The organism is Streptomyces sp. NPDC097129, from assembly GCF_055668065.1.
Genome location: NZ_JBVOQE010000011.1, coordinates 46,565 through 72,596 on the forward strand (window position 1 = coordinate 46,565; position 26,032 = coordinate 72,596).

The 26,032-nt window shown below is 73.3% G+C and carries 20 protein-coding genes; 10 read left to right on the forward strand and 10 right to left on the reverse strand.

What is annotated here, in order from left to right:
* Positions 1-39: 39 nt before the first annotated feature.
* Positions 40-804 (forward strand): thioesterase II family protein, encoded by a 765-nt coding sequence (locus AC0B9F_RS28290; protein WP_472007347.1) that lies wholly within the window; start codon positions 40-42, stop codon positions 802-804.
* A gap of 55 nt (positions 805-859) precedes the next feature.
* Positions 860-1,786 (forward strand): ROK family protein, encoded by a 927-nt coding sequence (locus AC0B9F_RS28295; protein ID WP_472007348.1) that lies wholly within the window; start codon positions 860-862, stop codon positions 1,784-1,786.
* Between the two features lie 349 nt (positions 1,787-2,135).
* Here the strand turns inward: AC0B9F_RS28295 and AC0B9F_RS28300 are convergent, their stop codons facing one another.
* On the reverse strand, positions 2,136-3,020 hold the full coding sequence (locus AC0B9F_RS28300; RefSeq protein ID WP_472007350.1) for an AfsR/SARP family transcriptional regulator: 885 nt from the start codon (positions 3,018-3,020) through the stop codon (positions 2,136-2,138).
* Positions 3,021-3,373: 353 nt separating this feature from the next.
* On the opposite strand from AC0B9F_RS28300, the gene AC0B9F_RS28305 reads away from it, so the two are divergent.
* Positions 3,374-6,127, forward strand: a complete 2,754-nt coding sequence (locus AC0B9F_RS28305) for a helix-turn-helix transcriptional regulator (protein WP_472007351.1) — start codon at positions 3,374-3,376, stop codon at positions 6,125-6,127.
* A 47-nt stretch (positions 6,128-6,174) separates the two neighbouring features.
* Here the strand turns inward: AC0B9F_RS28305 and AC0B9F_RS28310 are convergent, their stop codons facing one another.
* On the reverse strand, positions 6,175-7,155 hold the full coding sequence (locus AC0B9F_RS28310) for an NAD-dependent epimerase/dehydratase family protein (RefSeq protein WP_472007356.1): 981 nt from the start codon (positions 7,153-7,155) through the stop codon (positions 6,175-6,177).
* On the reverse strand, positions 7,145-8,086 hold the full coding sequence (locus AC0B9F_RS28315; protein ID WP_472007357.1) for a ScbA/BarX family gamma-butyrolactone biosynthesis protein: 942 nt from the start codon (positions 8,084-8,086) through the stop codon (positions 7,145-7,147). Before AC0B9F_RS28315 ends, AC0B9F_RS28310 begins: the two co-directional genes overlap by 11 nt.
* 202 nt (positions 8,087-8,288) lie before the next feature.
* Between AC0B9F_RS28315 and AC0B9F_RS28320 the strand changes: the two genes are divergently transcribed.
* Positions 8,289-8,933, forward strand: coding sequence for a ScbR family autoregulator-binding transcription factor (locus AC0B9F_RS28320; protein WP_472007359.1), 645 nt, complete (start codon positions 8,289-8,291; stop codon positions 8,931-8,933).
* A gap of 21 nt (positions 8,934-8,954) precedes the next feature.
* Here AC0B9F_RS28320 and AC0B9F_RS28325 read toward each other — a convergent pair whose 3' ends face one another.
* The 3 genes from AC0B9F_RS28325 to AC0B9F_RS28335 form a co-directional block, all read right to left on the reverse strand.
* On the reverse strand, positions 8,955-9,587 hold the full coding sequence (locus AC0B9F_RS28325; RefSeq protein WP_472007360.1) for a ScbR family autoregulator-binding transcription factor: 633 nt from the start codon (positions 9,585-9,587) through the stop codon (positions 8,955-8,957).
* A 138-nt stretch (positions 9,588-9,725) separates the two neighbouring features.
* The gene (locus AC0B9F_RS28330; protein WP_472007361.1) at positions 9,726-10,121 is read right to left on the reverse strand and encodes a cobalamin B12-binding domain-containing protein; all 396 of its coding nucleotides are present in this window, start codon (positions 10,119-10,121) and stop codon (positions 9,726-9,728) included.
* A 25-nt stretch (positions 10,122-10,146) separates the two neighbouring features.
* Positions 10,147-11,727: an acyl-CoA mutase large subunit family protein gene (locus AC0B9F_RS28335; protein ID WP_472007363.1), complete on the reverse strand. Its 1,581-nt coding sequence runs from the start codon at positions 11,725-11,727 to the stop codon at positions 10,147-10,149.
* A gap of 197 nt (positions 11,728-11,924) precedes the next feature.
* On the opposite strand from AC0B9F_RS28335, the gene AC0B9F_RS28340 reads away from it, so the two are divergent.
* The 4 genes from AC0B9F_RS28340 to AC0B9F_RS28355 all read left to right on the forward strand — a co-directional run bounded on the left by AC0B9F_RS28340 (position 11,925) and on the right by AC0B9F_RS28355 (position 15,662).
* On the forward strand, positions 11,925-13,142 hold the full coding sequence (locus AC0B9F_RS28340; RefSeq protein ID WP_472007364.1) for an NAD(P)/FAD-dependent oxidoreductase: 1,218 nt from the start codon (positions 11,925-11,927) through the stop codon (positions 13,140-13,142).
* Positions 13,143-13,356: 214 nt separating this feature from the next.
* Positions 13,357-13,560, forward strand: a complete 204-nt coding sequence (locus tag AC0B9F_RS28345) for a cold-shock protein (RefSeq protein WP_093912074.1) — start codon at positions 13,357-13,359, stop codon at positions 13,558-13,560.
* Positions 13,561-13,763: 203 nt separating this feature from the next.
* Positions 13,764-15,272 carry a DEAD/DEAH box helicase gene (locus tag AC0B9F_RS28350; protein ID WP_472007366.1) on the forward strand — a complete coding sequence of 503 codons (1,509 nt, stop codon included), beginning with the start codon at positions 13,764-13,766 and terminating at the stop codon, positions 15,270-15,272.
* A 54-nt stretch (positions 15,273-15,326) separates the two neighbouring features.
* Positions 15,327-15,662: an SCO5918 family protein gene (locus AC0B9F_RS28355; protein ID WP_472007368.1), complete on the forward strand. Its 336-nt coding sequence runs from the start codon at positions 15,327-15,329 to the stop codon at positions 15,660-15,662.
* A 37-nt stretch (positions 15,663-15,699) separates the two neighbouring features.
* On the opposite strand, the gene AC0B9F_RS28360 is transcribed toward AC0B9F_RS28355, so the two are convergent.
* Both AC0B9F_RS28360 and AC0B9F_RS28365 read right to left on the reverse strand, forming a co-directional pair.
* Complete coding sequence (locus AC0B9F_RS28360) at positions 15,700-16,203, reverse strand: GNAT family N-acetyltransferase (protein WP_472007370.1); 504 nt, start codon at positions 16,201-16,203, stop codon at positions 15,700-15,702.
* Between the two features lie 699 nt (positions 16,204-16,902).
* Positions 16,903-17,316, reverse strand: a complete 414-nt coding sequence (locus tag AC0B9F_RS28365; RefSeq protein ID WP_472007738.1) for a TIGR03618 family F420-dependent PPOX class oxidoreductase — start codon at positions 17,314-17,316, stop codon at positions 16,903-16,905.
* Positions 17,317-17,863: 547 nt separating this feature from the next.
* Here AC0B9F_RS28365 and AC0B9F_RS28370 point away from each other — a divergent pair.
* Together AC0B9F_RS28370 and AC0B9F_RS28375 are read left to right on the forward strand one after the other, a co-directional pair.
* The gene (locus AC0B9F_RS28370; RefSeq protein ID WP_472007371.1) at positions 17,864-20,797 is read left to right on the forward strand and encodes a S53 family peptidase; all 2,934 of its coding nucleotides are present in this window, start codon (positions 17,864-17,866) and stop codon (positions 20,795-20,797) included.
* Between the two features lie 243 nt (positions 20,798-21,040).
* Positions 21,041-24,169: an ATP-binding protein gene (locus AC0B9F_RS28375; protein ID WP_472007373.1), complete on the forward strand. Its 3,129-nt coding sequence runs from the start codon at positions 21,041-21,043 to the stop codon at positions 24,167-24,169.
* Positions 24,170-24,253: 84 nt separating this feature from the next.
* Here the strand turns inward: AC0B9F_RS28375 and AC0B9F_RS28380 are convergent, their stop codons facing one another.
* Together AC0B9F_RS28380 and AC0B9F_RS28385 are read right to left on the reverse strand one after the other, a co-directional pair.
* Positions 24,254-25,042: an ABC transporter permease gene (locus AC0B9F_RS28380; protein ID WP_472007374.1), complete on the reverse strand. Its 789-nt coding sequence runs from the start codon at positions 25,040-25,042 to the stop codon at positions 24,254-24,256.
* On the reverse strand, positions 25,039-25,998 hold the full coding sequence (locus AC0B9F_RS28385) for an ATP-binding cassette domain-containing protein (protein ID WP_472007375.1): 960 nt from the start codon (positions 25,996-25,998) through the stop codon (positions 25,039-25,041). The genes AC0B9F_RS28380 and AC0B9F_RS28385 overlap by 4 nt, the downstream gene beginning before the upstream one ends.
* Positions 25,999-26,032: the final 34 nt, after the last annotated feature.

The window sequence follows — 26,032 nt, forward strand, 5'->3', positions numbered from 1 at the left end:
TCCCGCAGTCCCGCAGTTCCGCCTGTCGAGGAGCCCCGCATGAGCACCACCGTCACGTGTTCCCAGCAGTGGATCCGCCGGTACCACCCCAAGCCGGAACGCCGTATGACCCTGGTCGCCCTGCCCCACGCCGGCGGGTCGGCCAGCTACTTCCATCCGCTGTCGGCGGCGCTCGGCGACGACGTCGAGGTCCTCGCCGTGCAGTATCCGGGTCGCCAGGACCGGCGGCACGAGGCCCTGATCCCGTCCGTGCCCGAGCTGGCCGACCACATCGCCCGGGCCCTGATGCCGTGGGCCGGGCCCATCGCCCTGTTCGGGCACAGCATGGGCGCGACCGTCGCCTACGAGGTCGCCCGGCGCCTTCAGCAGGGCGGCTCGCCCGCCGCCGCGCTGATCGTCTCCGCGCGCCGCGCGCCGTCCGTCGAGCGCGCCGACGGCTTCCACGAACTGGACGACGACGCCCTGCTGAGGGAGGTCCTCCTGCTCGGCGGGAGCGACGCCGCGCTCGCCCTCGACGAGGAGCTGCTGCGGCTGACCATGCCGGTGCTGCGCAACGACTTCCGGGCGGTCGCCGCCTATCGCTGCACCCACACCGAGCCGCTGCCGACGCCGATCACGGCGCTGGTCGGATCGGACGACCCGCGGGTGTCGGTCGCGGAAGTCGAGGAATGGCGGCGGCACACCAGCACCGCATTCTCCCTCCGGGTGTTCGACGGCGGTCATTTCTATCTCGCGGAACACGCCGGGGCCGTGATGGACGTGTTGCGTTCGACGCTGGAACCGCACCTCGCCGACGTGAATTGATCAGCAGTCCGGAGTTTCTTTTCCTCAGGCGCAAAGAGGCCGGGAGAACACGACCGTGAGTCATCTGGGAATCGACATCGGCGGCACGAAAGTCGCGCTGCGGCTGGAACGCAACGGCGCCGCCGCGGGCGCGCCCGCGCAGCAGGCCCGGTTCACCTGGCCCGACACGGGCGGGGCGGCGGCCGACCTGGAGGCGCTGGCCGCCGCGCTGGACGCGCTGCGCCGCCCGGCCGGCGACCCGGTGACCTCGGTGGGTGTGGCGCTGCCCGCCGCCGTCGACTGCGAGGGACGGGTGCGCGGCTGGCCGAGCCGGCCGAGCTGGCAGGGCCTCGACGTCCGGCGCCGGCTGGCGGCCCTGCTGCCCGGCGCCCAGGTGCGGATCGCCGACGACGGTGACCTGGCCGCGCTCGCCGAGGCGCGGGCGGCGGGCTGCCGTGACCTGGTGCACTTCGGTGTGGGCACGGGGATCGGCGGCGGCATGGTCCTTAACGGGGTGATGCGTCCGGGAACCGGCCGCGGTTCGTGCGAGGTGGGGCACGTCATCGTCGACCACGGCGGCGACGCCCGGTGCGACTGCGGCAGACACGGTTGCGTCCAGGCCCTCGCGTCGGGGCGGTCGACGCTGCGGCGCGCCGAGCGGGTGCTCGGACGGCCGGTCGGCTTCGACGAACTGCGGCAGGCGTGGACGGAGCGGGAGGACTGGGCGGTGCGGACGGTGACCCCGGGTGTGTCCGCGCTCGCCGCCGCCGCGGTGTCCCTGTCCGAACTGACCCATCCCGAGGTCATCACGATCGGCGGCGGCTTCGCGGCCGCCCTGCCCGGTTACGTCGCACAGGTGGCGGACGAGTTCACGGCCCTGCGACGCCCCACCGGCCCGGCTCCCGAGATACGCCCGGCTCTCCTGGGCGGCCTCTCCTCCCTGGACGGCGCGGTCCTGCTGTCCCGAGGCCTGGGCCTCGAAACCCCCCACCCCCCTGCCTGACACCCCCTCACCGGAGCGCCCTCGCCGGGGGCCGGGTGGCCGTCGCGGGGCGCGCGGTCGGCGAAGCCGAGGATCCACCACCCAGCGTCGCCGACCTCCCCACCGGAGCCGCCCCGGTCGAACGCCCCAACGGCCCCTCCGGCGGGAGGGATGGTAACGGATCGTCGCCCTCCCTGCCCCCGGCCACGGAATTCAGCAGCCGGCGGTCGGCTCAAGCCCGCACGAGGGAATCCCCCCGCCGTCTCGACCGCCCCGGTGGGACGGGACGCCGCGCTGCCCGTTCCGGTCGGTACGGTTCGAAGAACCCGGCCGGAGCAGGCGTTCCGGCCGGGTCCGGTTCCGTTGACGGCTACGGGTGCCGGCGGCTGTGCAGCATCGTGCGGGTGCGGCCCGTGGCGCCCGCGACGCGGTGCTCGCAGCGGCCCACGCCCGCCGGGCGGCGGGCCGTGTGCTGCCAGTACGGCCTGGACTCGGGGTTCAGTGACGGGTCCTGGTTGAGCACGGCCAGTTCCAGGGCCCGCAGTTCGCGGCCCGGGTCGAGCCCGAAGTTGTCCAGCAGCGCGGTACGCGTGCGCCGGTACGCGGCAAGCGCGTCATGCTGCCGGCCCGCGCGGTAGAGGGCGACCATCAGCAGCCCGCACAGCCGTTCCCCGGTGGGCTCGGCGGCAGCCATCTCCTCCAGTTCGCCGAGGATCTCCTGGTACTGCCCGCTCTTGAGCAGCTCCTGCGCGTAATCCTCGAAGACGCTCATCCGCAGCCCGGTGACCGCCTTGAGCTCCGGCCAGGCGATGCCGTTCTCGACGAGGTCCGCGAGGGCCGGACCACGCCACAGCGCGAGCGCCGAGCGCAGCTTGTCCGTGCCCGACTCGCGCTGTCCCTGGGCGAGTTCGGCCCGGCCGAGGTCCACCTGCCGGCGGAAGTGCCACAGGTCCACGTGGCCGTCGGCGACGGTGAGGCAGTAACCGGGCGGTGCGGTCGTCAGCTGCACGGACCCGTCGGGGCGCGCGTGGCGTTCGATGAGCCTGCGCAGTCCGGACACGGCGTTCTGCACCATTTTCCGCGACGTCGCGGGTGTGTCGTATCCCCACAGCGCGTGGATCAGTTTGCTCGTCGGCACGACCTCGTTGGCGTGCAGAAGAAGAAATCCGGCGATGGCTCGCTGATTGAATCCACCGAACTCCACCGGGCTGTCATCGGATACCGCTTCTAAAGGGCCGAGCAGGTTGAATCGCATGAGAACCACCCCCGGTTCGACGCGGCAGCCGAAGCGGCATCCGCGAAGTACCCCTACAGTAAAAAACCACCTGACCTGTTTGTCAAGCGGCACGCGTGACCGGCCACATCCCCGGAACAGCAGCAACACCCCAGGTCAGAGTGGGTTTCTGCGGCCCGCGCAGCGATGCGACACCCGCCCACATGTCGCCCTCCCAAGCGCGGAGCGTGCCGTTCCGGGCCCGGTGAGCCCCGCCGGAGGCCGATGGGCGGCCGGTGGGCGGCCGGTGTGCGCGGAGAAACCGGGGCCCCCTGAGGGGTTGCTAGCTTCGGCGCGTCGGAAGTCTCGAAACCCCGTTCGTACGGAGGGAACCAGTGATTCTGGTCGAACGCGCCGAGCAGGAATCGGAACTCGAACGAATATGGAGCGAATGCGGCGCCGGAAAAGGCGCCGTCGTACTGCTCGAAGGCCCCGGTGGCAGCGGAAAGACCGAATTGCTGCACCAGGCCGCCGAGCGCGCCCGGCGCGGCTCGGGGCTGGTCCTGCACGCCGGCTGCTCCCGGGCCGAGAGCGCGCTGCCGTTCGGAGTCCTGGGGCAGCTCTTCTCCTCCGTCCCGGCCACGGAGGGCCCGGTCGCCCGGCTCCAGGCGCTGAGCAGGCGCCTGGACGCCGAGGCCGCCCCCCACGACCCTGTCCGCGGCACCGCCGCCATCGGCCCCCAGCTGGCCCTGCTGCTCAACGAGGTGACCGCGACCCTGCTCGAACTCACCGCCGACGCCCCGGTGTTCATCGGCGTCGACACCATCCGGCACGCCGACGCGCAGTCGCTGGCCTGCCTCCTGTATCTGGTACGGCGGACGGGATCCGCCCGCGTCATGGTCGTCCTCACCGACGACACGGCCGCCCACGGCAGCCACTTCCGCACCGAGCTGCTCGACCAGCCGCACACCCGGCGCCTGCCGCTGGAGCCGCTGACCGAGCACCAGGTCGCCGCACTGCTGGCCCCGCACCTGGAGCGGGACGAGGCCGAACGGCTCGCCGGCGAGTTCCACACCGTCAGCGGAGGCAACCTGCTGCTGCTGCGCGCCCTGCTCGAGGACCACCTGGCCTGCGGCGGCGTCCGCAAGGACGGCTACGGCCGCGCGGTGCTGCGCCAGCTCGCCCGGCTGGAGGACGACGTGACGGCCGTGGCCCGCGCACTCGCGGTCCTGGGCAGCGCCGAGGCACCCGACCGCCTCGCCCGCCTCGCCGGCCTCGACGACGGCGCCGTCGAGGCCGCGCTGCGCACCCTCGGCTCGGTCGGCCTGGTCGCCGGTCTCACCCTGCGCCACGACGTCGCCCGGCAGGCCGTCCTCGACGACCTGACCCCCGAGGACCGCACCAGCCTGCGGCTCGCCGCCGCCGCGCTGCTGCACGAACAGGGCTGCCCGCCCCGCGACATCGCCCCGCTGCTCGTCGAGGCGGACCGGCCGGGCGGCGCGTGGAGCGTGCACGTCCTGTCGGAGGCGGCCGAGCAGGAGCTGCTCGCCGGCCGGCCGCAGCGCGCCGTCGCCGCCCTGGAGGCAGCGCTGCGCGCCCCCGTCGGCTCCGGCGCGGAGCGCGCCGCGATCGAGTCGCGGCTGATCCAGGTGCGGCGGCTGTTCGATCCGGCGACCGCGGAGCGTCATCTGACGGCCCTGACGACCGCCGCCCGCGCCGGCGAGCTGGCCCCGGCCCGCACCCTCGATCTCGTACGCCAGCTGCTGTGGCAGGGCCGTACGGCCGAGGCGGGCGAGCTGCTGGACCGGCTGCGCACGGCGCGTCCGGAAGCGCACAGCGAGGCCGCCGCCCTGCTGGAGGACACCGAGAAGTGGCTGGCCTGGACGCACCCGACCCTCGCCCGCCGCACGCCCCGGCCGGCCGGGCAGGGACGCCCCGCCGCGCAGCTCGCCGACGCCCTGGTCAACGGCCGCGCCCACGAGGCCGTCGGCCAGGCCCACCAGGTGCTCAAGGACCGCGGCCCCACCTACGACCTCAGCTGGCCGGAGGAGCCCGCGCTGCTGGCGCTCGGCGTGCTGCTGTGCACCGACTCCCCGGACGCGGCGGCCTGGTGCGACCGGCTGCTGCGCGAGGGCCACACGCCGTACTCGCCGACCTGGATGGCGATGCTGTCCGCGATGCGGTCCGAGGCCGCCCTGCGCCTGGGCGACCTCACCGGCGCCGTGGACCACGCGCAGCAGGCCCTGAACCACATCCATCCGGCCGCCTGGGGCGTCGCCGTGGGCGGCCCCCTGGGCAGCCTGGTCCTGGCCACGACGCGCATGGGTCACTACGACGAGGCGGGCGCCTATCTGACCCACGCCGTCCCCAAGCACATGTTCGACACCCGCTACGGCCTGCACTACCTGCACGCCCGCGGCCAGTACCACCTGCTCACCGGCCATCCGCACGCCGCCCTAGCCGACTTCCTCGCCTGCGGGGACCGGATGCGCGCCTGGGGGATCGACGTGCCCGGTGTCGTGCCGTGGCGCACGAGCGCCGCCGAGGCCTGGCTGGCGCTCGGCAACCGTGAGCAGGCCGCGCGGCTGTCCTACGACCAGCTCGGCCGGCCCGGCACCAACGGCGCCCGCCCCCGGGCGGCGGCGCTGCGGACGCTCGCCGTGGGCGGCCCCGTGGCGCGCCGGCCCCAGATGCTGTCGGAGGCGCTGGACCTGTACGAGCGGTGCGGTGACCGGTACGAGCAGATCCGCATCCTCGGCGACCTCGCCACCGCGTACCACGAACTCGGCGACAACCGGCGCGCCCGCACCCATGTACGGCGCGCCCGGCATCTGGTCGGGCTGTGCGGCGCGGCCTCGCTCTCCGAGGAACTGCTGTCCTTCCCGGACGACACGGAGGAGCAGCCGTCCCCGGCGGGCACCGGCCTCGGTGACGGCGTCCTGCTCACCGGGTCGGAACGCCGGGTCGCCGCGCTCGCCGTCAGCGGCTACACCAACCGGGAGATCGCGGCGAAGCTGTTCATCACCCCGAGCACGGTGGAGCAGCACCTCACCCGTGTCTACCGGAAGCTCGGTGTGCGCTGCCGCAAGGACCTGCCGGTCGAGCTGGCCACGAGCGTCACTGAAGCGGTCGTCGGGCAGGATGCGTGACGAGGCGGGGCGGACCGGTCGGTCCGCCCCGCCCGGGGCCCGCGCCGTCAGGCGGCGCGCGGTCTCGCCAAGTGCTCCCGGTACCAGGACAGGCTCGTCGCCAGGCCGGCTCCGAAACCCGGCCCCGGCGCCAGGCCCAGCCGGTGCCACACCCGGGTGCTGTCGTAGTAGTGGTCGTCGGTCAGCAGCGCGTGCTGATGCGGCGACAGCTGCGGCAGCAGGCGCGACGCCAGCTCCCAGTGCGCGGCCCGCGGCAGGTCCGTGTCCGGCAGGGGAACGCCGAGCCCTTGGCACAGCCGGGTCGCCGCACTGCGCATGGTCACGGGACGGGGGTGGTTGACGTGGTAGGCGGAGCCGCGGTCGGCGTCGGTCCACGCGCACCGGGCGAACGCGGCCACGACGGAGGCCAGTTCGTGCACGCCGACGACCGAGGTGCGGGCCCGGCCGCCCTCCGGCCACACCGGCACCGTGCGCAGCAGCCGGAGGAACAGGGGAACGTACCACCGGTCACCGGGCCCGTAGACCAGGTTGGGGCGCAGTACGACTCCTCCGTGGGCGCGGACCGTGTTCTCGGCCAGCAGACGCGACGCGCTGGCGGCGGACGCCGGGGCCGGGGTGAGTCTGCCCTCGCGCACGCCCCGGTGCGGTCCGTGGCCGTAGACCGAGGCGGTCGACACGTACAGGAAGCGGGCGGTGCGGGCGGATCTCACCAGGGCGCGGGTGCCGGCGGCGTTGACCGCGTCGGCGAGTGCCGCGTCCCGGCCGACGTAACTGGCCAGGTGGAGCACCGTGTCCACGCCGTCGCCGCATCCGCGCAGGCTGTCCGGAGCGATGAGGTCGCCGGGTATCCTCCGCGCACCCGCCGACGTCATCCACTCCGGCAGCGGCCGCCGCGACAGCACGCGCACGTCCGGCACCGCCGGCCCGGTGACAGAGGGCCTCAGCAGTTCCCGGACCACGGCGCTGCCGATGAATCCGGTGCCGCCCACGACCAGGACCGTATGCCCGCCGAAGGACTCAGACGGCAAGGATCTGCACCTCGCACCCGGCGACCGTGGCGCCGCCCTGGTTGAAGCTCACCGCCACGGTGCGCGTGCCCTCGCCCAGGTCCGGCTGCGGTGTCGCCGTCACCAGGCAGGTGCTGTCGAACTCCACGTACTTCTGGTAGGTCGAGTCGCAGGCGACGATGAGTCCGTCGGGCCGGCCGAGCACCGCGAGCGCGGCCTGCCGGGCGGCCTCCATCAGGACCATGCCGGGCACGTGGTCGACGGGATGGTCGAAGAGCACCGGGTGGTCGCCGTCGTAGTGCAGGGTCCACACGCGGTCCATGTTGGTGACGCCGAGGACCACGTCGAACGCCGAGGTGCGGCCGACCTCTTCGGGCGTGACGGCCTCGGAGGTGGGCAGCCCGGGCACGCACGCGGCGCGCTCACCGCGCAGCCGGCGGTAGGCGGCCTCGGGGACGCACTGCGCGGCTATCGAGCCGGAGCCGACGCGTATCCCCTCGCGGACGCAGTCCACGTCGAGGTCCACGGCGCCGATGAACCGTCCGCGCCGCCTGACGTTGCGGCAGCGGACGTCCAGCAGGATGTCCGCGGGGCGCTCGGCGAGGCGGGCGCCCTCCGGCTGCATGCTGTAGGACAGGCTGCTGGAGAGGAACTTGTGCCCGAAGGGCACCTCGTAGGCCAGGTGGGAGATGGCGAGCAGCGCCTGGCGAACCGATTCGCCGAGCAGCATGGGGTCGTGCCAGCGACCGGCGACCCGGCCGTAGTACGAGTGGCTGCGCGGCCACTGGACCCCCACCTGGAAGTGGTCGTCGCCCACCTGCCGCAGTCCCGTCACGAGGACCTCCGAGACCGCGGCACGGTGCACGACGGCACGGGGGACGGACTGCAGGAAGAGTTCGGGAGCGTCGAAGGACGGGACCTCTCGCGAGACGAGGAGAGGGGAAACGCGCATCAGTGCCTCCTGAGAATGTGCCTGAACAGGGCAAACGCCAAGGTGGACGTACTGGGGGCGGGTGAAGCGTCGCGGGAAACAGTACCAGTTAGTTGGTTTTTTGTGGGGGGGACAGGCACACTGAGGGCGAGAGCGGGTCGCGACCTGCGCGAGGGAACACGCCGCGACGACGGCTCCGGTGACGAACGAAGGGGTTGGACGCATGGCCAGGCAGGAACGCGCGGAGGTCACCCGGGCCGCCATCCTCGAGGGCGCGGCACGCGCCTTCGACGCGGAGGGGTATCACGGCACGACCCTGGGCGACATCGTCAAGGCGTCCGGGGTGACCAAGGGCGCCCTCTACTTCCATTTCACGTCCAAGGAGGAGCTGGCGCAGGCCCTGATCGACGAGCAGTTCTCCGTCCTGAACCCGGCCGCGAACCTGGACGACATGGGCGTGCAGTCCGTCATCGACACACTGCACCACATGGCCAGGCAGCTGGTGGAGAACGTCCGGGTACGGGCCGGCATCCGGCTCGTGACGGACCAGAGCTCCAAGACCGGCATCGTCAGCGAGCCGTACTCGAAGTGGATCGAGATCTTCCGGAAGTGTCTGGCCGAGGCCCAGCAGCGCGGGGACGTCAAGGCCGACGTCGACTGCGAAGACCTGGCCGGGCTGATCGTCGGCTCCTGGACCGGCCTGCAGATGAGCTCTCAGGTGCTGTCCGGGCGCCGGGACCTGCCCGAGCGCACGACCCTGATGTGGCGGATGCTGCTGCCCAGCATCGTGCCGCCCCGCAGGCTGGCCCGCTTCCACCCGGAAGGCAGCTCCCAGGTGGCCGAACGGGCCCTGGCCGCCGCGCAGTAGCGCCGGCCCGGGCGGCCGGCGTCACCCCACCGGGCAGGGTTGCGGAGCCCCGGCGCGGTAGGCACCCGCCGTGGCGGAGGCGACCGCGCCGAGCAGGACGTTCCACAGGTCGGTGATCTGCTGCGCCGCCTCCCGGTCCGGCACGCGGCGCACGGCGAGCGACTCGACCGAGAACAGCGTGACCATGGCCAGCACCCGGCCGGCCTCGGCGGGCAGGTCCGCGCGCAGTTCACCCCGCTCGGCCGCGTGCGCGAGGCGCTCCTCCACGCCCTGCTGCCACAGCGCGTAGTGGTCCAGCTCCGTGCCCAGAGGGGTCCGGTCGCGGTGGAAGCGCAGGGCGGCGCGCAGGGTCGGTTCGCGGTAGAGGAGCCGGCTCAGCCCGTGGGTGAGGTCGATGAGCTGCTGCACGGCAGAGCCGCCGGGGCCGTGGACGGCGTCGAGCAGATCCTCCAGCAGCCCGTAGGAGTGCTCGGTGACGGCGTCGGCGACCTCCTGCTTCGACGCGAAGTGGAAGTACAGCGCCCCCTTGGACACGCCCGCCTCCCGGCTGATGTCGTCAAGGGTGGTGCCGCTGTAGCCGTTCTCCTCGAACCGGCCGGCGGCCGCCGCGACGATCCGCTGCAGGGTGCGCCGGGCGCGCTCCTGCTTCACCATCCGTAGCTCCCTCGCTCGCGGCCCCCGCTTCGGCGTCGGTCCTCTCTCCATTGTAAAACCGGGCGATTGGTTTTTCACAGTCCGGTGGTCACTGTTCGGTAAGTGCGCTGCTCCTGACCTGCCGCGGGGCCGCTGAGGTCAGGCCGCGTCCAGCCGCGTGTGGACCCAGTCGGTGATCGCCCGCGTCGGCGTGCCGGGCGTGAAGACGGCGGCGACGCCGAGGCCGAGCAGCTCGGGAATGTCCGCGTCGGGGATGATCCCGCCGCCGAACACCACGATGTCCTCCGCGCCGCGCTCCCGCAGCAGCCGCAGGACGTCGGCGAACAGCGTCATATGGGCGCCCGACAGCACCGACAGCCCGATGCCGTCGGCGTCCTCCTGCAGTGCGGTGTCCACGATCTGACGGGGCGCCTGGTGCAGCCCCGTGTAGATCACCTCGACGCCGGTGTCGCGCAGCGCGCGGGCGACGACCTTCGCCCCCCGGTCATGACCGTCGAGACCGGGCTTGGCCACGACGACACGGATGCGTTTCACGTTCTTCCTCTCCTCACGGGCTGCCTCACAGGCTGTCGGACGGCACGTACGTCCCCCACACCTCGCGCAGCGCGTCGCAGACCTCGCCGACCGTCGCGCGGGCGCGCAGGGCGTCCTTCATCGGGTACAGGACGTTGTCCTCGCCCTCCGCCGCCTTCTTCAGCTGTCGCAGGGCCTCGTCGACCTGCGACTGCTCACGCCAGGCGCGCAGTTTGCACAGCCGCTCGGCCTGCTGCCGCTCGATGGCCGGGTCGACGCGCAGCGGCTCGTAGGGCTCTTCCTCGTCGAGCTGGAAGCGGTTGACGCCGACCACGACCCGCTCACCGCTGTCGGTCTCCTGGGCGATGCGGTACGCGTTGCGCTCGATCTCGCCCTTCTGGAAACCGTGCTCGATCGCCGTGACCGCCCCGCCGAGATCCTCGACCTTGCCCATCAGCTCCAGCGCCGCCGCCTCCACCTCGTCCGTCATCCTCTCGATGACATACGAGCCCGCGAAGGGGTCGACGGTCGCGGTCACATCCGTCTCGTAGGCCAGCACCTGCTGCGTACGCAGCGCCAGCCGCGCGCTCTTGTCCGTGGGCAGCGCGATCGCCTCGTCGAAGGAGTTCGTGTGCAGCGACTGCGTACCGCCCAGAACCGCCCCGAGGCCCTGCACCGCCACCCGCACCAGGTTCACCTCCGGCTGCTGCGCCGTCAGCTGCACACCCGCCGTCTGCGTGTGGAACCGCAGCATCATCGACTTCGGGTTCCTCGCCCCGAACTCCTCCCGCATCACCCGCGCCCAAATACGGCGAGCGGCACGGAACTTTGCTACCTCCTCCAGGATCGTCGTGCGGGCGACGAAGAAGAACGACAGGCGGGGCGCGAAGTCGTCGACGTCCATTCCGGCCGCGACGGCCGTGCGCACGTACTCGATGCCGTCGGCGAGCGTGAACGCGATCTCCTGCGCCGGAGACGCACCCGCCTCGGCCATGTGATACCCGGAGATCGAGATCGTGTTCCACTTCGGGATCTCGGCCCGGCAGTACTTGAAGATGTCCGCGATCAGCCGCAGCGACGGCTTCGGCGGGAAGATGTACGTCCCGCGCGCGATGTACTCCTTCAGCACATCGTTCTGGATCGTGCCCGTCAGCTGGTCCGCGCCGACGCCCTGCTCCTCCGCCACCAGCTGGTACAGCAGCAACAGCACCGCGGCGGGCGCGTTGATCGTCATCGACGTCGACACCTTGTCCAGCGGAATCCCACCGAACAGCACCCGCATGTCGTCGATCGAGTCGATCGCCACCCCCACCTTGCCGACCTCACCGTGCGCGATCGGCGCGTCCGAGTCGTGGCCCATCTGCGTCGGCAGGTCGAAGGCGACCGACAGACCCATCGTCCCGTTCGCGATCAGCTGCTTGTAACGGGCGTTGGACTCCACCGCCGTACCGAAACCCGCGTACTGGCGCATCGTCCACGGCCGGCCCGTGTACATCGACGGATACACACCCCGCGTGAACGGATACGCGCCCGGCTCCCCCAGCTTCTCCACCGGATCCCAGGACTCCAGCGCACCGGGCCCGTAGACCGGTTCGATGGGCAGCCCGGACTCGGATTCACGTGCCATGGGTTCATCCCGCCCCTCTGTGTCGGGTGTCTCGCCCGTCACACGGTTCGCCACCGCCGCCGGACACCTCGGATGCTAGGGACGGCGGCACGCCGGACCATCCCCTACCGCCCCCTTGACTCCGGTCCGCGGACGCGACCGCCCCCCGGCCGGTCCCCCACGATGACGGGGAACGCACAGCCGAGACAGGGAGGTCGATGTCCGTGGGAGTCGTCATCGTGGGTGCGGGGGCGGCCGGGGTGCAGACCGCGGTCGCGCTGCGGGAGCGGGGATACACCGGCCGCGTGATGCTCATCGGGAGCGAACACCACCGGCCCTACGACCGGCCGCCGCTGTCCAAGGCCGTGCTGCGCGGACGGGGCCGCCCCGGCGACGTGGTCTTCGACGTCGGCTTCGAGGAGCTGGGCATCGACGTGCAACCCAGCCGCTCGGCACGCGCGGTGCTCCCCGCCGAACGGCGCCTCGACACGTCCCGAGGCGAGCTGGCGTACGAGACGCTGGTCATCGCGACCGGCGCCGACCCGGTACGGCTGCCCGGCGCCGACGCGCACGTCCTGCGCACCCTCGACGACGCCCGGCGGCTGCGCGGGGTACTGGACACGGGCGGCGACGTAGTGGTCATCGGGGCCGGGTGGATCGGCGCCGAGTTCACCACAGCCGCCCGGGAGGCGGGATGCCGGGTCACCGTGGTCGAGGCGGCCGGCGCGCCGCTCGGCGGGGTGCTGCCCGCGGAGGTGACCGCGCCGATGGCCGCGTGGTACGCGGAGGCCGGGGCCGAGTTGCGCACCGGCACGCGGGTCGCCGAGGCCGGCACGGACGGGGTGCGCCTGGCAGACGGGAGCCTGCTGCGGGCGGACGCGGTGGTGGTCGGGGTCGGCGCACGGCCCGCGACGGGATGGCTCGCCGGTTCCGGGATAGCGCTCGGCGACCGCGGCGAGGTGGCGGCCGACGCCTTCCTGCGGGCGTCCGCGCCGGACGTGTACGCGGTCGGCGACTGCGCGTCCTTCCCGTCGGCACGCTACGGGCAGCGGCTGCTCGTCCACCACTGGGACAACGCGCTGCAAGGCGCCAGGACGGTCGCCGCCCACATCACGGACGGACCCGGGGCGGCGCCGTACGACCCGGTGCCGTACTTCTGGTCCGAGCAGTTCGGGCGGATGGTGCAGTACGCCGGTCATGCCGGCGCCGGGGACACGGTGGTGCGGCGCGGGAGGCCGGGTGACGGGGACGGCTGGAGCGTCTGCTGGCTGCGTGGAGAACGCCTGACGGCCGTGCTCGCCGTGGACCGGCCCCGTGACCTCGCGCAGGGCAGGCGGCTGATCACCGCGGGGACGGCGGTCGAACCCGGGCTCGTCCGGGACGCCGGTGTGGCGCTGAAGGCGGCGGTGCGCGAGTGCGCCCGGGCGTCACGGTAAAGGGGCCTCCTGCCGCAGCCTTAGCAGACGCGGAATATTCCCGGATCGGCAACCGGAGGGACATTTATTTTTTCCGTGCGGGGCCGATAGCGGCATGGTAGTGTCGACCGCAGTTGCAGTTGTGGTTGCCGGGAATTTTTTTCTGCCGGGGTGATCATCACGGCGACCGGAGCCGCGCAGGGCGGCTTCGAACACCGTCCCGAAGGAGAAAAAAATGGCGACCGGTACTGTGAAGTGGTTCAACGCGGAAAAGGGTTTCGGCTTCATCGAGCAGGACGGCGGCGGCGCTGACGTCTTCGCCCACTACTCGAACATCGCCACCCAGGGCTTCCGCGAGCTGCAGGAGGGCCAGAAGGTGTCGTTCGACATCGGCCAGGGCCAGAAGGGCCCGACGGCTGAGAACATCGTTCCCGCCTGACCTGCACCAACGCGTTCAGCAGCAGCTGGGGCCCGCACCTTGGGGTGCGGGCCCCAGCTCGCGTGTCGTTCGGGGCGTCGTAGACCGGTCCGGTCCGCCCCCTCAATTCCGGCTCGTTCTGCGGTTCTCCGCGCGGCTGTTTTTCCGCCGCGCGATTTCCTTGACGGATACGTGCCGCGTCCAGGAAAGCGTGAAGATTTCGCATGAGCCGTGCTCGTTCCGCTCGTACATACAACCGATCCGGTGGTTCGGGTTCCGCCGGTGGTTCCGGTTCCGCCGGTGGTTCCCAGCGTCGTGGGCGCCGGCCGTCCTCGGCGCAGGGCGCATCGCGTCCCTCGGGTGAATTCGCCCCGCCGAAGACGATCACGCCGGCGTTGCCGCCCGTGGAGTCGTTCGACGAGCTGGGCCTGCCGCCGGCCCTGCCGGCCGCGCTCCGGCAGGAGGGCGTGACCGTGCCCTTCCCGATCCAGGCGGCGACCCTGCCGAACTCCCTGGCCGGGCGTGACGTGCTCGGCCGCGGCCGCACCGGCTCCGGCAAGACCCTCGCCTTCGGCCTCGCGCTGCTGGCCCGCACCGCCGGCCGCCGCGCCGAACCGCGCCAGCCCCTCGCGCTGGTCCTCGTCCCCACCCGTGAGCTGGCCCAGCAGGTCACCGACGCCCTGACCCCGTACGCCCGCGCCGTGAGCCTGCGCCTGGCCACCGTGGTCGGCGGTATGTCCATCGGCCGGCAGGCCGGTGCGCTGCGCGCCGGCGCCGAGGTCGTCGTCGCGACGCCCGGCCGGCTCAAGGACCTCATCGACCGCGGCGACTGCCGCCTCGACGACGTCGACATCACCGTCCTCGACGAGGCCGACCAGATGACCGACATGGGCTTCATGCCCCAGGTCACCGCACTGCTCGACCAGGTACGCCCCGACGGCCAGCGCATGCTGTTCTCCGCCACCCTGGACCGCAACGTCGACCTCCTGGTCCGCCGCTACCTGACCGACCCGGTGGTCCACTCCGTCGACCCCTCGGCCGGAGCGGTCACCACGATGGAGCACCACGTACTGCACGTGGACGACGCGGAGAAGCGGCAGGCGACCACCGAGATCGCGGCCCGCGACGGCCGGGTCATCATGTTCCTGGACACCAAGCGTGCGGTGGACCGGCTGACCAAGCACCTGCTGAACAGCGGCGTCCGCGCCGCGGCCCTGCACGGCGGCCGCTCGCAGCCGCAGCGCACCCGCACCCTCGCCCAGTTCAAGGACGGCCAGGTGAGCGTGCTGGTGGCGACCAACGTCGCCGCCCGCGGCATCCACGTCGACGACCTCGACCTCGTCGTCAACGTGGACCCGCCCACCGACCCGAAGGACTACCTGCACCGCGGCGGCCGTACCGCCCGCGCCGGCGAGTCCGGCACCGTCGTCACCCTGGTGACCCCCGACCAGCGCGGTGAATTCAAGCGGCTGATGGCGTCGGCCGGTGTCACGGCACGCATCACGGCCGTCCGTCCGGGGGAGGAGGAACTGAGCCGCATCACCGGCGCCCGGACCCCGTCCGGTGTCCCGGTGGTCGTCGCCGTGCCCGCCGCGCAGCCCGCGCGCCGCGCCACGGCGGGCGCCTCCTCGTCGTCCCGCTCCGGCCGGGGCCGTTCCGGTCGCGGCCGGACCGCCGGCGAGGCGGCCCGCCGCAGCGCGCGGCGCGGGTCCGCCATGGACCGGGCGGCGTAGCGCGACCGGACCACCCCCGCTCGACAGCCCGTCCCCGCTCTTCTGTGAGGCCTCATGCGCTGTGTCATCGCCCGCTACCCGTTCGAGCTGACCAAGGCCAGTGTGCTGGCCTCCATGGAGGGGGTCGCGCCCGAGCCCGTCACGGGTGAGTCCGTGACGATCGGGCGCCGCCGCTACCCCGTGAAGCAGGTGGGTGAAGTCGTCACCCGGCAGGACCGCCGGGACTTCACCGGCCGGGAGGTCACCCTGGCCATGACCCGCCTGGGCTTCACCTGCCACCCGCACCCGGACGCCGTGCCCGAACCGGCGTTCGGCGGGCCCTCGTCCGCGCTGCACATCCCGCAGAACCTGCTCGACGACCCGGGCCCGGTGGTCCCCCGGGAGGCATGAGCACCGTGCCCGGCCCGGCGTGAACGCCTCGGCCGGCTCAGACGGCGGGGCTGCGTCGTTCGACGAGGACGACGTCGCGCCACACGCCGTGGAGCCGGCCGAGGCGTTCGCGCGTTCCCACGACACGGAAGCCGGCCCCGCGGTGCAGGGCGAGGCTCGCCGTGTTCTCGGGGAAGACGCCGGACTGGATCGTCCAGATACCGGCGGCCTCGGTGGACGCGATCAGCCGGCGCAGCAGTGCCGCGCCGACGCCGCGGCCGCGTGCCGCGGGGTGGACGTACACCGAGTGCTCGACGACGCCGGCATACGCGCAGCGGTCGGAGACCGGCGTCGCGGCGACCCAGCCCAGCACCCGCCCGGACGTGCCGAGGGCGACGTAGCGGTGCTGCGGCAGCTTGGCGGCGTCGAACTCGTCCCAGGTGGGCGCGGCGGTCTCGAAGGTGGCGTCGCCCTCGTCGATGCCGAGGCGGTAGATCTCCAGCACCTGGTCGGCGTGTTCGGCGCGCAGGGCGGTGACGCGGAACCCGTCGGCCGTGCTCACGACCCGCCCGCCGGGGTGATCCCGTCGCCGGCGACTTCCTGTCCGGCGGGGCCGTGGAGCGCCCGGTCGAGGGAGCGCTCGCCGGGGCGGGTGGGGGCGGAAGGGGTCATGGCCCGGATCCTCTCAGGTGCGGCTGGACAGCACGACGTGCCCGGCTGAGGCCGCTGCGCACCTGGATGCCGAGCCGCGAGCCGAGTTCCTCGATCCCTCGAAGCCCAGCGCGGCCGCGACCCGGCGGGACGCGGTGGGGCGAGCGCGCCACTGCGGCAGCGGCCCGGCGACGCGTGCGTGCGCCACGGCTGCCGATGCCGCCTGCCGGGCGGGACCTCGTCCGCGCCGGGCCGGGTCGGTCAGCCCGCTGAGGTGGGCGGCCCTGCCCGGCCAGGACCGGCATCCGGCGGCGGCCATCACCCCGTCCCTCTGCGCGGACCGCGAAGCCCGGCGAGGTGATGTCGCCGAAAGCGGCCTCCGCCGCGTCGGCCCGCCCCGCGGCCTTCACCGACCCAGCCGGCTGGACACCGGCCCGAGGTGGGTGAGGTGACCACGTGGGCGCCGCCCCTGCCGGGAACGGCCCGGGCGCGGCTGCCAGGGCCTCCCGCAGCGCACGGGCGCTCACCGGCACGGGGTCGATCGGCATGGCCGGAGGCTCCCACCGGGCGTCACCTGGCGCCTACCGGTTTCCCGCGCCGTCGGTGGCGTTCATGCGGGGAGGACTCCTGGGCGGAACGGTTCCACTCCGACGATGTGGCGGGCCCGGGTCGGTTCGATCAGGACGTGCACGCGCTGCTCGCCTTCGATCAGCCAGGGGTAGCTGTCCAGGCCCAGGTACTTGCGGGCCAGGCGGTCCATGCCGCGTTCCGCTTCCTCGCCCTCCACCAGACGCACGGCGCGGCCGGCGATCTGCACCCGGTCGTAGGGGTTGTCGGCCGCCGCGTGCGAGAGGTGGATGCGGGCGTCGTGGCGGAGGTTCTCCTCCTTGATGCGGCCGACGGACGTGTTGAAGACGATCAGGCCGTCCTCCAGGTCCACCCACATCGGGGTGACGTGCGGCGCGCCGCCCGGCGTCACCGTGGCCACGAACCAGAAGTTCGGCTCCTCCAGCCGCTTGCGCATCTCCGCGTTCAACTCTGCCGCCACGGTGTCTCCTCCTTGATCGGTTGGAGGAACCACCCTGTCATGGCTCAACTTTGCGAGCCGGTCGGCCCAACCCCCGTGCAGCGATGCACGTGGACGCCGCCGGACCGGTCGCCGTCACGTTCAGGACCACCGCGGCGGAGCCGGGGGCGGCTATGTCCGGTAACACCCCGGCTTGTCATGATCACGGTCTCGCAAAGTGCCCGGCCCCGCCTTGGCGGGCGGGTCCCGCTGCTGATAGAGATTCATTTCTGGCCGTCGTCCACCGCGTGGGAGCGGTGACACCGCCGGGGGGGCTCCACGGGATCCGGCGGCTGCCGGCCCTACGAACGTAACTCTTCGCGCTCTCGCCGTGCCCGCACGCCGCATGCCGTATGCCCGCGTGCCCGCACCGGCGCACCCTTCCGCGGTTTCACCTGCCCGCTCGCAAGCCGGCGACGCAGATGACGAAGAGGGAGTGTGCATGGGCCGAACCGCCCGTGAAAAGGCGTATCGATGGGGGGCGGCGACCATAGCCGCCCTGGCCGTGACCGCCACCGTTACCCCGGTGTCGTACGCGGCCACGTCCGGCGAGCCGGCCCCGCAGCGGGTCGGCGGCGCGCCGAAGGTGCCGGCGGGGGCCGTGCGCACGGCGGACCCGGCGGCCGGGGAGGCGCTCGACCTGAGCGTCGTCCTGGAGCCCCGCGACCCCGCGGCGCTGAATCGTTTCGTCGCCGAGGTCTCCGACCCGGCGTCCCCGAACTACCGCAAGTACCTCGGCTCGGGCGAGTTCGCGGGCCGCTTCGGCGCCCTCCCGCAGACCGTCGAGCGGGTCCGCGCGCAGCTCGCCGCGAAGGGCCTCGTGGCCGGCGACCTGGAGTCCGACGGGCTCACGCTGCCCGTGCACGCGACGGTCGGCAAGGCCGCCAAGGCCTTCGCCACCGACTTCGACGGCTACAAGCTGAAGGACGGCAGCACCGGGTTCACCAACACTCGCGCCCCGCAGCTCGACGGCGCGGTCGCCGGCGACGTCCGCGCGGTGGTCGGCCTGAACACCCTCGCCGCCCGCGCCCCGCGCAACACCGGCGCCAAGGGCCCGGCCCGCGTGCAGCAGGCCACGGACGGCGCCCGTCAGTCCCGGCTGACCGGCACCACCGGCACCATGTGCACGGACGTCAAGAACCTGTACGCGACGCCCGGCGACGGCTATCCGGCCGCCTATGACAAGACGGACTACTGGAGCGCCCGGTCGCTCGCGGCCGCGTACAACATGGCGGACCAGCCCAACGTGCAGACCGGCACCACCATCGCGGTCTACTCGCTGGAGAACTACGACCTGCGCGACATCAACAGCTACCAGGCCTGCCACGGCACCAAGGCCTCGGTCAGCTCCGTGCGCGTCAACGGCGGTCCCACCGACCCGGCGAGCGGCGACACCGGCGTCGGTCTGGAGACCGCGCTCGACATCGAGACCATCGTCGGTCTCGCCCCGCAGTCCAAGGTCCTCGTCTACCAGGGCAACAACACCTGGGACGACGGCACGGCCACGCTGCGCCGGATCGTCACCGACAACCGCGCCAAGGTCGTCTCCATCAGCTGGGGCAGCTGTGAGACGTACACCCCGGCCGAGGTGATGGACGCGGAGAACCTGCTGTTCCAGCAGGCCGCCGCGCAGGGCCAGACCGTCGTCGCCGCCTCTGGCGACAGCGGCTCCACCGGCTGCTACCAGCCCGGCGAGAACAACCCCGGCCAGGACCAGCTCGTCACCGACTTCCCGGCGGGTTCGCCGTACGTCCTCGGCGTCGGCGGCACCAGCATGCGCTCCGCCGTCACCTCCCAGACCGCCTGGACCGGCTCCGGCGGCGGTGTCTCGCAGCGCTTCAGCGTCGACGCGGCCGGTTTCCAGAACCGCACCGGCGCCGGCTACAACGACGCCTGCGCCGCCGCCACCGGCAAGGTCTGCCGCCAGGTGCCGGACGTCTCCGCGGTCGGCGACCCGGCCACCGGCTACCCGGTCGCCTTCGGTCACACCCCCGACGGCGGCCAGTACTGGAACATCATCGGCGGCACCAGCGGCGCCGCCCCGGTGTGGGCCGCGCTCATCGGGCAGGCCGACCAGGACCTCGCCTGCCAGGCCAACGGCACCGTCGGCTACGCGCACAACGCGCTGTACCGCCTGCCGGCCGCCGCGTTCCGTGACGTCACCACCGGCAACAACAACGTCATGGACTCCGGCAACGTCAGCGGCAAGTACCAGGCCGGCGCCGGTTACGACCTCGCCACCGGTCTCGGCACGCCGAACGGCCGCGAGATCGTCAAGGATCTCTGCGCCTCCGTTCCGCGCTCCCCGGCCGGCACGTTCGACGCGCTGGCCCCGGCCCGCGTCCTCGACACCCGCTACGGCACCGGCCGCGCCGGCACCGCCCCGGTCGCCGCGAACGGCACGGTCACGCTGAAGGTCACCGGCGCCGGCGGCGTCCCGGCCACCGGCGTCACCGCGGTCGTCCTCAACGTCACCGCCGTCTCGCCCACCGCGACCGGTCACCTCATCGCCTACCCGAGCGGCACCACCCGCCCGGAGTCGTCCAACAGCAACTGGCTCAAGGGCGAGATCATCCCGAACCTGGTGACCGTCCCGGTCGGCCAGGACGGCTCGGTGAACCTGTTCAACGCCTCCAGCGGCACCGTCCACTTCGTCGCGGACGTCGCCGGCTACTACACCACCGAGGCCGGCGGCAGCACCTACCTGCCCATCGGCCCGTCCCGTGTCCTGGACACCCGTAACGCCATCGGCGTGACCACCCGGACGCCGGTCGCCGGCAAGGGCACCGTGTCCCTGAAGGTCGCGGGCGCCGGCGGCGTGCCCGCCACGGGCGCCACCGCCGTGGTCATGAACGTCACCGCCACCGCGCCGACCTCGACCGGTCACCTCATCGCCTACCCGAACGGCGCGACCCGCACCGAGTCGTCGAACATCAACTGGCTCACCGGCCAGACCCGTCCGAACATGGTCGTCCTGCCCATCGGCACCGACGGCAAGGTGAACCTGTACAACGCCGGCACCGGCACCGTGCACTTCATCGCGGACGTCGCCGGCTACTTCACGGCCGACACGACCGGCTCGTCCTTCCACACCGCGGGCCCGAGCCGGCTGCTCGACACCCGCTACGCCCTCGGCACCGCCCGCAACACCCCGGTGCCCGGCGGCGCCACCCTGGTGCTGAACGTCAACGACGGCCACACCCTGGCGAACGCCAAGGCCGTGGTCCTCAACGTCACCGTCACCGCCCCGACGTCCAACGGCTTCCTGACCGTCTGGCCCGACGGGTCCACCCTGCCCAACGCCTCCAGCCTCAACTGGGTCAAGGGCCAGACCGTGGCCAACCTGGTGACCGTGCCCGTCGTCAACGGAAAGATCGACTTCCGTCCGAACGCCGGCAGCGTGCACGTGATCGCCGACCTGTTCGGCTACTACATGTAAGGCGCGCACACCGCGCCTTAGGGACACGGGCCCTGCCCCCGCCGCCTCGTGAGCGGTGGGGGCAGGGCCCTTTCCCGTGCCCGTGGTACATGTACGGCGTGTCGGGGTCGGCCGGGACACGACGACCGTGTCCCTGGGTCCGCGCACCTGCGGTGGCCGGGACATCGGGCACCACCCCCGCCCGCACCCGGATCCGCCCCCGGCACCCCCTCAGGGTTTCCCCCGGGTGACTACTCTGCAGGCGTGACCACCGAGTTGACGCTCCTGTCCACCGTCGCCTTCCGCGGACGGGAGATCACCGCGCCCCGGCTGCGCGGACTGCTGGCCCTGCTCGCCGGTGATCTGCGCGCCGGATGCAGCACGGGCCGGCTGGTGGAGGGGCTGTGGCCCGAGGAGCTGCCCGAGCGGCCCGGCAAGGCCGTCCAGGTCCTGGTGTCGCGGCTGCGCGCGCAACTGGGCGCCGACCTGGTGGTGAGCACACCGACCGGTTACCGGCTGGCGCTGGCGGAGGACCGGGTGGACGCCTGCGCGCTGCCCCGGCACGCCGAGGCGAGCACCGAACGCGCCCGCGCCGGGGACCACACGGCCGCCCTGGCGCAGGCCGAGGCGGGTCTGGCGCTGTGGGACGGCACCGTGGACGCCGGCGCCGGTGAGGACCTGCACGACCCGGTGGCGGCCCTGCGCGCAGGCCGCCTGACCGCGTACCGCTCGCTGGTCCGCTCCCGCGCGCTCGCCCTGGCCCGCCTGGACCGCCGCCAGGAGGCCGTGGCGCCCCTCGTCGGACTCGCCCGCGAGCTGCCCCGCGACGAGGAGGTGCTGGCCGAGCTGCTGCGCTGCGAGGCCGCCACCGCCGGCCGGGCCGCGGCGCTCACCCGGTACGACGCCTACCGCCGGGCGCTGCGCGAGGAGCTGGGCGCCGACCCGGGCCGCGGCCTGACGTCCGTGTACCAGGAACTGCTGGCCTCGGGCGCCGCACCGGTCCGCCACGGCGTGCCGCACGAGCCGAACCCGTTGCTCGGCCGGGACGCCGACGTCGCCGCCGTGGCCCGGTTGCTGCGCGAGGCCCGCGTCGTCACCGTCGTCGGCCCCGGCGGGCTGGGCAAGACCCGGCTGTCCCACGCGGTGAGCCGGGCCGCCGAACAGGCCGTCGTGCACTTCGTCCCGCTCGCCGGTGTCACCGCCGACGACGACGTCGCCGCCGAGGTGGCCGCGGCCGTCGGGGCCGGTGACGGCCGCGCGTTCGCCGGCGGCGCCGGCGAGGCCGGCGCCATCCTCGGCGCCCTGGGCGCCGGCCCGGCGCTGCTGGTGCTGGACAACTGCGAGCAGGTGCTCGGCGGCGCGGCCCAGCTGGTGCAGGCGCTGATATCCGGCTCGAAGCGGCTGCGCGTGCTCGCCACCAGCCGGGCCCCGCTCGGACTGACCTCGGAGTCCGTGTACGCCCTGCCGGAGCTGGCCCTGGCGACCTCCGTCGAGCTGTTCACGCAGCGGGCGCGCGCCGTGCGGCCCGGCGCGGAGCTGCCCGCCGACCAGGTGGCCGAGATCTGCCGGCACCTCGACGGGCTGCCGCTCGCCGTGGAACTGGCCGCGGCCCGGGTGCGGGTGCTGTCCGTGGCCGACATCGACCGCCGGCTGCGCGACCGCTTCCAGCTGCTGCGCGGCGGCGCCCGCGACGCACCCGCACGCCACCGCACGCTCCAGGCCGTCGTCGAGTGGAGCTGGCAGCTGCTGGAGGAGGACGGCCGGGCCGCGCTGCGCGCCCTGTCGGTGTTCCCCGGCGGGTTCACCGAGGACGCCGCCCAGCAGGTGCTCGGCGACCACGTCGACGCGCTGACCGTGCTGGAGCAGCTGGCCGGCCAGTCGCTGCTGAAGGTCGGGGACAGCCCGGCCGGGGTGCGTTTCCACATGCTGGAGACGCTGCGGGAGTTCGGCGCCGCCCGGCGGGCCGAGGCCGGTGAGCAGGAACAGGTGACGGACCGTTTCCTCGGCTGGGCGCGGGAGTTCGGCCGCGAGCGGCACGACGTGCTGTTCAGCGGCCGACCGGTCGCCGCCCTGATCCGGGTCCGCGCCGAGCAGGACAACCTGGTGCTGGCGCTGCGCCACGCGCTGGCCCGCGGCGACGGCCCGACCACCGCCGCCCTCACCGCCGTACTGGCCTCCCTGTGGGCCACCGACACCCACTACACCCGGCTCACCGCGCTCGCCGCCGACACCGCGGGCGTGCTGTCGCACTTCCGGCCCGGCCCGCAGGACGTGGAGACGGTCCGCAGCGCGGCCGCCGTCATCACGGGCGCCCTGTTCATGGGCCACGGCGCGCACGCCCTGCGCCAGCTGGTCACCCTGCGCCGGCTGCCGCCCGCGCCGCCGGACACGCTGCTGCGGGCGCTGGCCGTGGTCCTGTGCGCCGTACCGGAGATGCGGCCGCCGCACTACACGCGGCTGGAGGAGCTGTGCGAGGCCGAGGAGCCGCTGCTGGCCGGGGTCGCGGCGTGCATCGCCAGCTATGTGTGGGAGGCCGAGCACGACGCCGGGCGGGCGCTGACGCACGCCCGTCACCTCGTGGACGCGCTCGGGCCGCTCGGCAACCCGGCCATGCGGCTGCTCGGCCACGGGCGGGTCAGCGAGCTGTGCCTGCAGTCCGAGCGGGGCGCCGAGGCGTACGAGCATCTGCGGGCCGCGCTCGGCGCGCTCGAGGAGTTCGGCGACTGGTCGGACTCGATCGGCGTGTACTGGGGGCTGGTGCTCGCCTGTCTGCAGCGCGGGGACCTCGACGAGGCGGAGTACTGGCTGGGCCTGACCTCCCTGGACCGGCAGTCCGAGACCGCCCGCGTCTTCGCCCCCGATCTGGCCGCCCGCGCGGAGATCGCGCTGGCCCGGGGCCTGACGGAGGTCGGGCTCGGGCTGTGGCGCCGGGCCGTGGAGCAGGTGCGGGAGAACGGCCTGCGGTACGCCGGCGATCCGTTCGTGGGCCCGTGGGCCCTCCAGGTGCAGTCGGCGGCGCTGGCCGCGCACGCGCAGCAGGGGCGGCTGGAGCCGGTGGCCGGGCTCGCCGGGCGGCTGCGGGAGCGGCTGCTGGAGATGCTGACCGACCCGGCGGGGGCCGCGGGCCCGGTCGAACTCCCGGTGTACGGCACGGTGTTGCTGGCGCTCGGTCACGCCGGGATCGCGGTGGGCGATTCGGCGGCGGTCCGGCTGGTGGCGCTGGCGGAACGGATGCCGCTGATCCGGGACCTGCCGACGCTGTCCTCGGCCCGCTCCCGCGCGGCGGCCGAGAACGCCGACGGGGCGGCGTACGCCGACGCGAGGTCGAGGTACGCCGCCCTGGGGCGGGAGGAGCTGCGGGCCCAGGCGCTGCGGGAGCTGGCGGCGACCTGAGGCGGGCGGTGCCGCGACCCCCCGAGGGGCGTGGGGGCCTGCGCGGCCGGCCCCCACCGGCGCGTGGCCTGTGGACGCTCCCGCTCACCGCCGCGGCTCCCGGTTGAACGACGCCTTGGACCACAGGTAGCCGAGCACGGTGAGGGCCACGCACCACCCGACGGCCAGCACCGCGTCCCTCGTGCCGATGCCGGTGCCGAGCAGCAGGCCGCGCAGGGTCTCGATGGTCGGGGAGAAGGGCTGGTACTCGGCGAACCAGCGGAACCCGGCCGGCATGGCGTCCACCGGAACGAACGCGCTGGACAGCAGCGGCAGCATCGTCAGCGGCATCCCGAGGTTGCTGGCGCCCTCGGCGTTGGGGCTCACCAGGCCGATGCCGACGGCGATCCACGACAGCGCGAGGCTGACCAGGGCCAGCAGCCCGGCCGCCGCGAGCCACTGGGGCAAGGACGCGTCGGGCCGGAAGCCGATGGCCACGCCGATGCCCAGGATCACGACCAGCGCCAGCATCGTCTGGATGACGCTGCCGACCACGTGGCCGGTCAGCACGGACGCGCGGGAGATGGCCATGGTGCGGAACCGGGCGATGATGCCCTCGGTCATGTCGGTGGCCACGGACACCGCGGTGCCGAGCGAGGTCATGCCCACGGTCATGAGCAGGATGCCGGGGACGAGGTAGGCGACGTAGTCGGCGCGGTCGGCGTGGCCGCCGCCGATGCCCGCGCTCATCACGTTGCCGAAGACGTACACGAACAGCAACAGCAGCATGACCGGGGTGAGCAGGAGGTTCAGGGTGAGGGAGGGGTAGCGGCGGGCGTGCAGGAGGCTGCGGCGCAGCATGGTGACGTTGTCGCGGACGGCGGTGCTCGTCATCGGACGGTCTCCTTCTCGGACGATGCGGGGGCGGTCAGGGCGAAGAACACGTCGTCCAGGTCGGGGGTGTGCACGGACAGTTCGCCGGCCTGGACGCCGGCGCCGTCCAGCCAGTCGAGGATGGCGCGCAGCTCGCGCTGGCTGCCGTCGCTGGGGATCTGCAGGGTGAGCGCGTCGTCGTCGCGCTGCGCCTCGCGCAGGGCGGCGGCGGCACCTTCGTAGGCCTGCGGGTCGGCGAAGCGCAGGCGTACGTGGCCGCCGGGCACCAGCCGCTTGAGCTGCTCGGCGCTGCCCTCGGCGACGATGCGTCCGCCGTCGAGGACCGCGATGCGGTCGGCGAGCTGGTCGGCCTCCTGGAGGTACTGGGTGGTGAGGAAGACGGTCGTGCCGTCGGAGACCAGTTCGCGCACGATCTGCCACATGGTGTGGCGGGAGCGGGGGTCGAGGCCGGTGGTCGGTTCGTCGAGGAAGATGATGCGCGGGCTGCCGACCAGGGTCATGGCGATGTCGAGGCGGCGCTTCATGCCGCCGGAGTAGGTGGAGGCGGGCTTCCTGGCGGCCTCGGTCAGGTCGAAGCGCTCCAGCAGTTCGGCGGCGACCCGCCGGCCCTCCTTGCGGGGCAGGTGGTGGAGGTCGGCCATCAGGAGCATGTTCTCCTCGCCGGTGATCAGCCCGTCCACGGCGGAGAACTGACCCGTGACCCCGATGGCGGCCCGTACCGCCTGGGCCTCGGCGGCGATGTCGTGGCCGCCGACGCGGGCCTGGCCGGCGTCGGCGGAGATGAGGGTGGACAGGATGCTGACCACCGTGGTCTTCCCGGCGCCGTTCGGGCCGAGCAGGGAGAAGACGGTGCCCGCGGGCACCTCGATGTCCACGCCGTCGAGGACGGTCTTGTCCCCGTAGGCCTTCCGCAGCCCACCGGCCGCGATGGCGAGTTCGTACTCGGTCGTCGTCATGCCCCGTAGCGTGCGGGCCGTCGCTTTCAGCACG

Coding starts and splice junctions, on each gene's coding strand:
- AC0B9F_RS28320 (WP_472007359.1), top strand. CDS start 8,289: ATGGCCAGGCAGGAACGCGCGGAGGTCACCCGGGCCGCCATCCTCGAG.
- AC0B9F_RS28340 (WP_472007364.1), top strand. CDS start 11,925: ATGTCCGTGGGAGTCGTCATCGTGGGTGCGGGGGCGGCCGGGGTGCAG.
- AC0B9F_RS28365 (WP_472007738.1), bottom strand. CDS start 17,316: ATGCGCAAGCGGCTGGAGGAGCCGAACTTCTGGTTCGTGGCCACGGTG.
- AC0B9F_RS28290 (WP_472007347.1), top strand. CDS start 40: ATGAGCACCACCGTCACGTGTTCCCAGCAGTGGATCCGCCGGTACCAC.
- AC0B9F_RS28300 (WP_472007350.1), bottom strand. CDS start 3,020: ATGCGATTCAACCTGCTCGGCCCTTTAGAAGCGGTATCCGATGACAGC.
- AC0B9F_RS28355 (WP_472007368.1), top strand. CDS start 15,327: ATGCGCTGTGTCATCGCCCGCTACCCGTTCGAGCTGACCAAGGCCAGT.
- AC0B9F_RS28385 (WP_472007375.1), bottom strand. CDS start 25,998: ATGACGACGACCGAGTACGAACTCGCCATCGCGGCCGGTGGGCTGCGG.
- AC0B9F_RS28325 (WP_472007360.1), bottom strand. CDS start 9,587: ATGGTGAAGCAGGAGCGCGCCCGGCGCACCCTGCAGCGGATCGTCGCG.
- AC0B9F_RS28335 (WP_472007363.1), bottom strand. CDS start 11,727: ATGGCACGTGAATCCGAGTCCGGGCTGCCCATCGAACCGGTCTACGGG.
- AC0B9F_RS28315 (WP_472007357.1), bottom strand. CDS start 8,086: ATGCGCGTTTCCCCTCTCCTCGTCTCGCGAGAGGTCCCGTCCTTCGAC.
- AC0B9F_RS28380 (WP_472007374.1), bottom strand. CDS start 25,042: ATGACGAGCACCGCCGTCCGCGACAACGTCACCATGCTGCGCCGCAGC.
- AC0B9F_RS28350 (WP_472007366.1), top strand. CDS start 13,764: ATGAGCCGTGCTCGTTCCGCTCGTACATACAACCGATCCGGTGGTTCG.
- AC0B9F_RS28345 (WP_093912074.1), top strand. CDS start 13,357: ATGGCGACCGGTACTGTGAAGTGGTTCAACGCGGAAAAGGGTTTCGGC.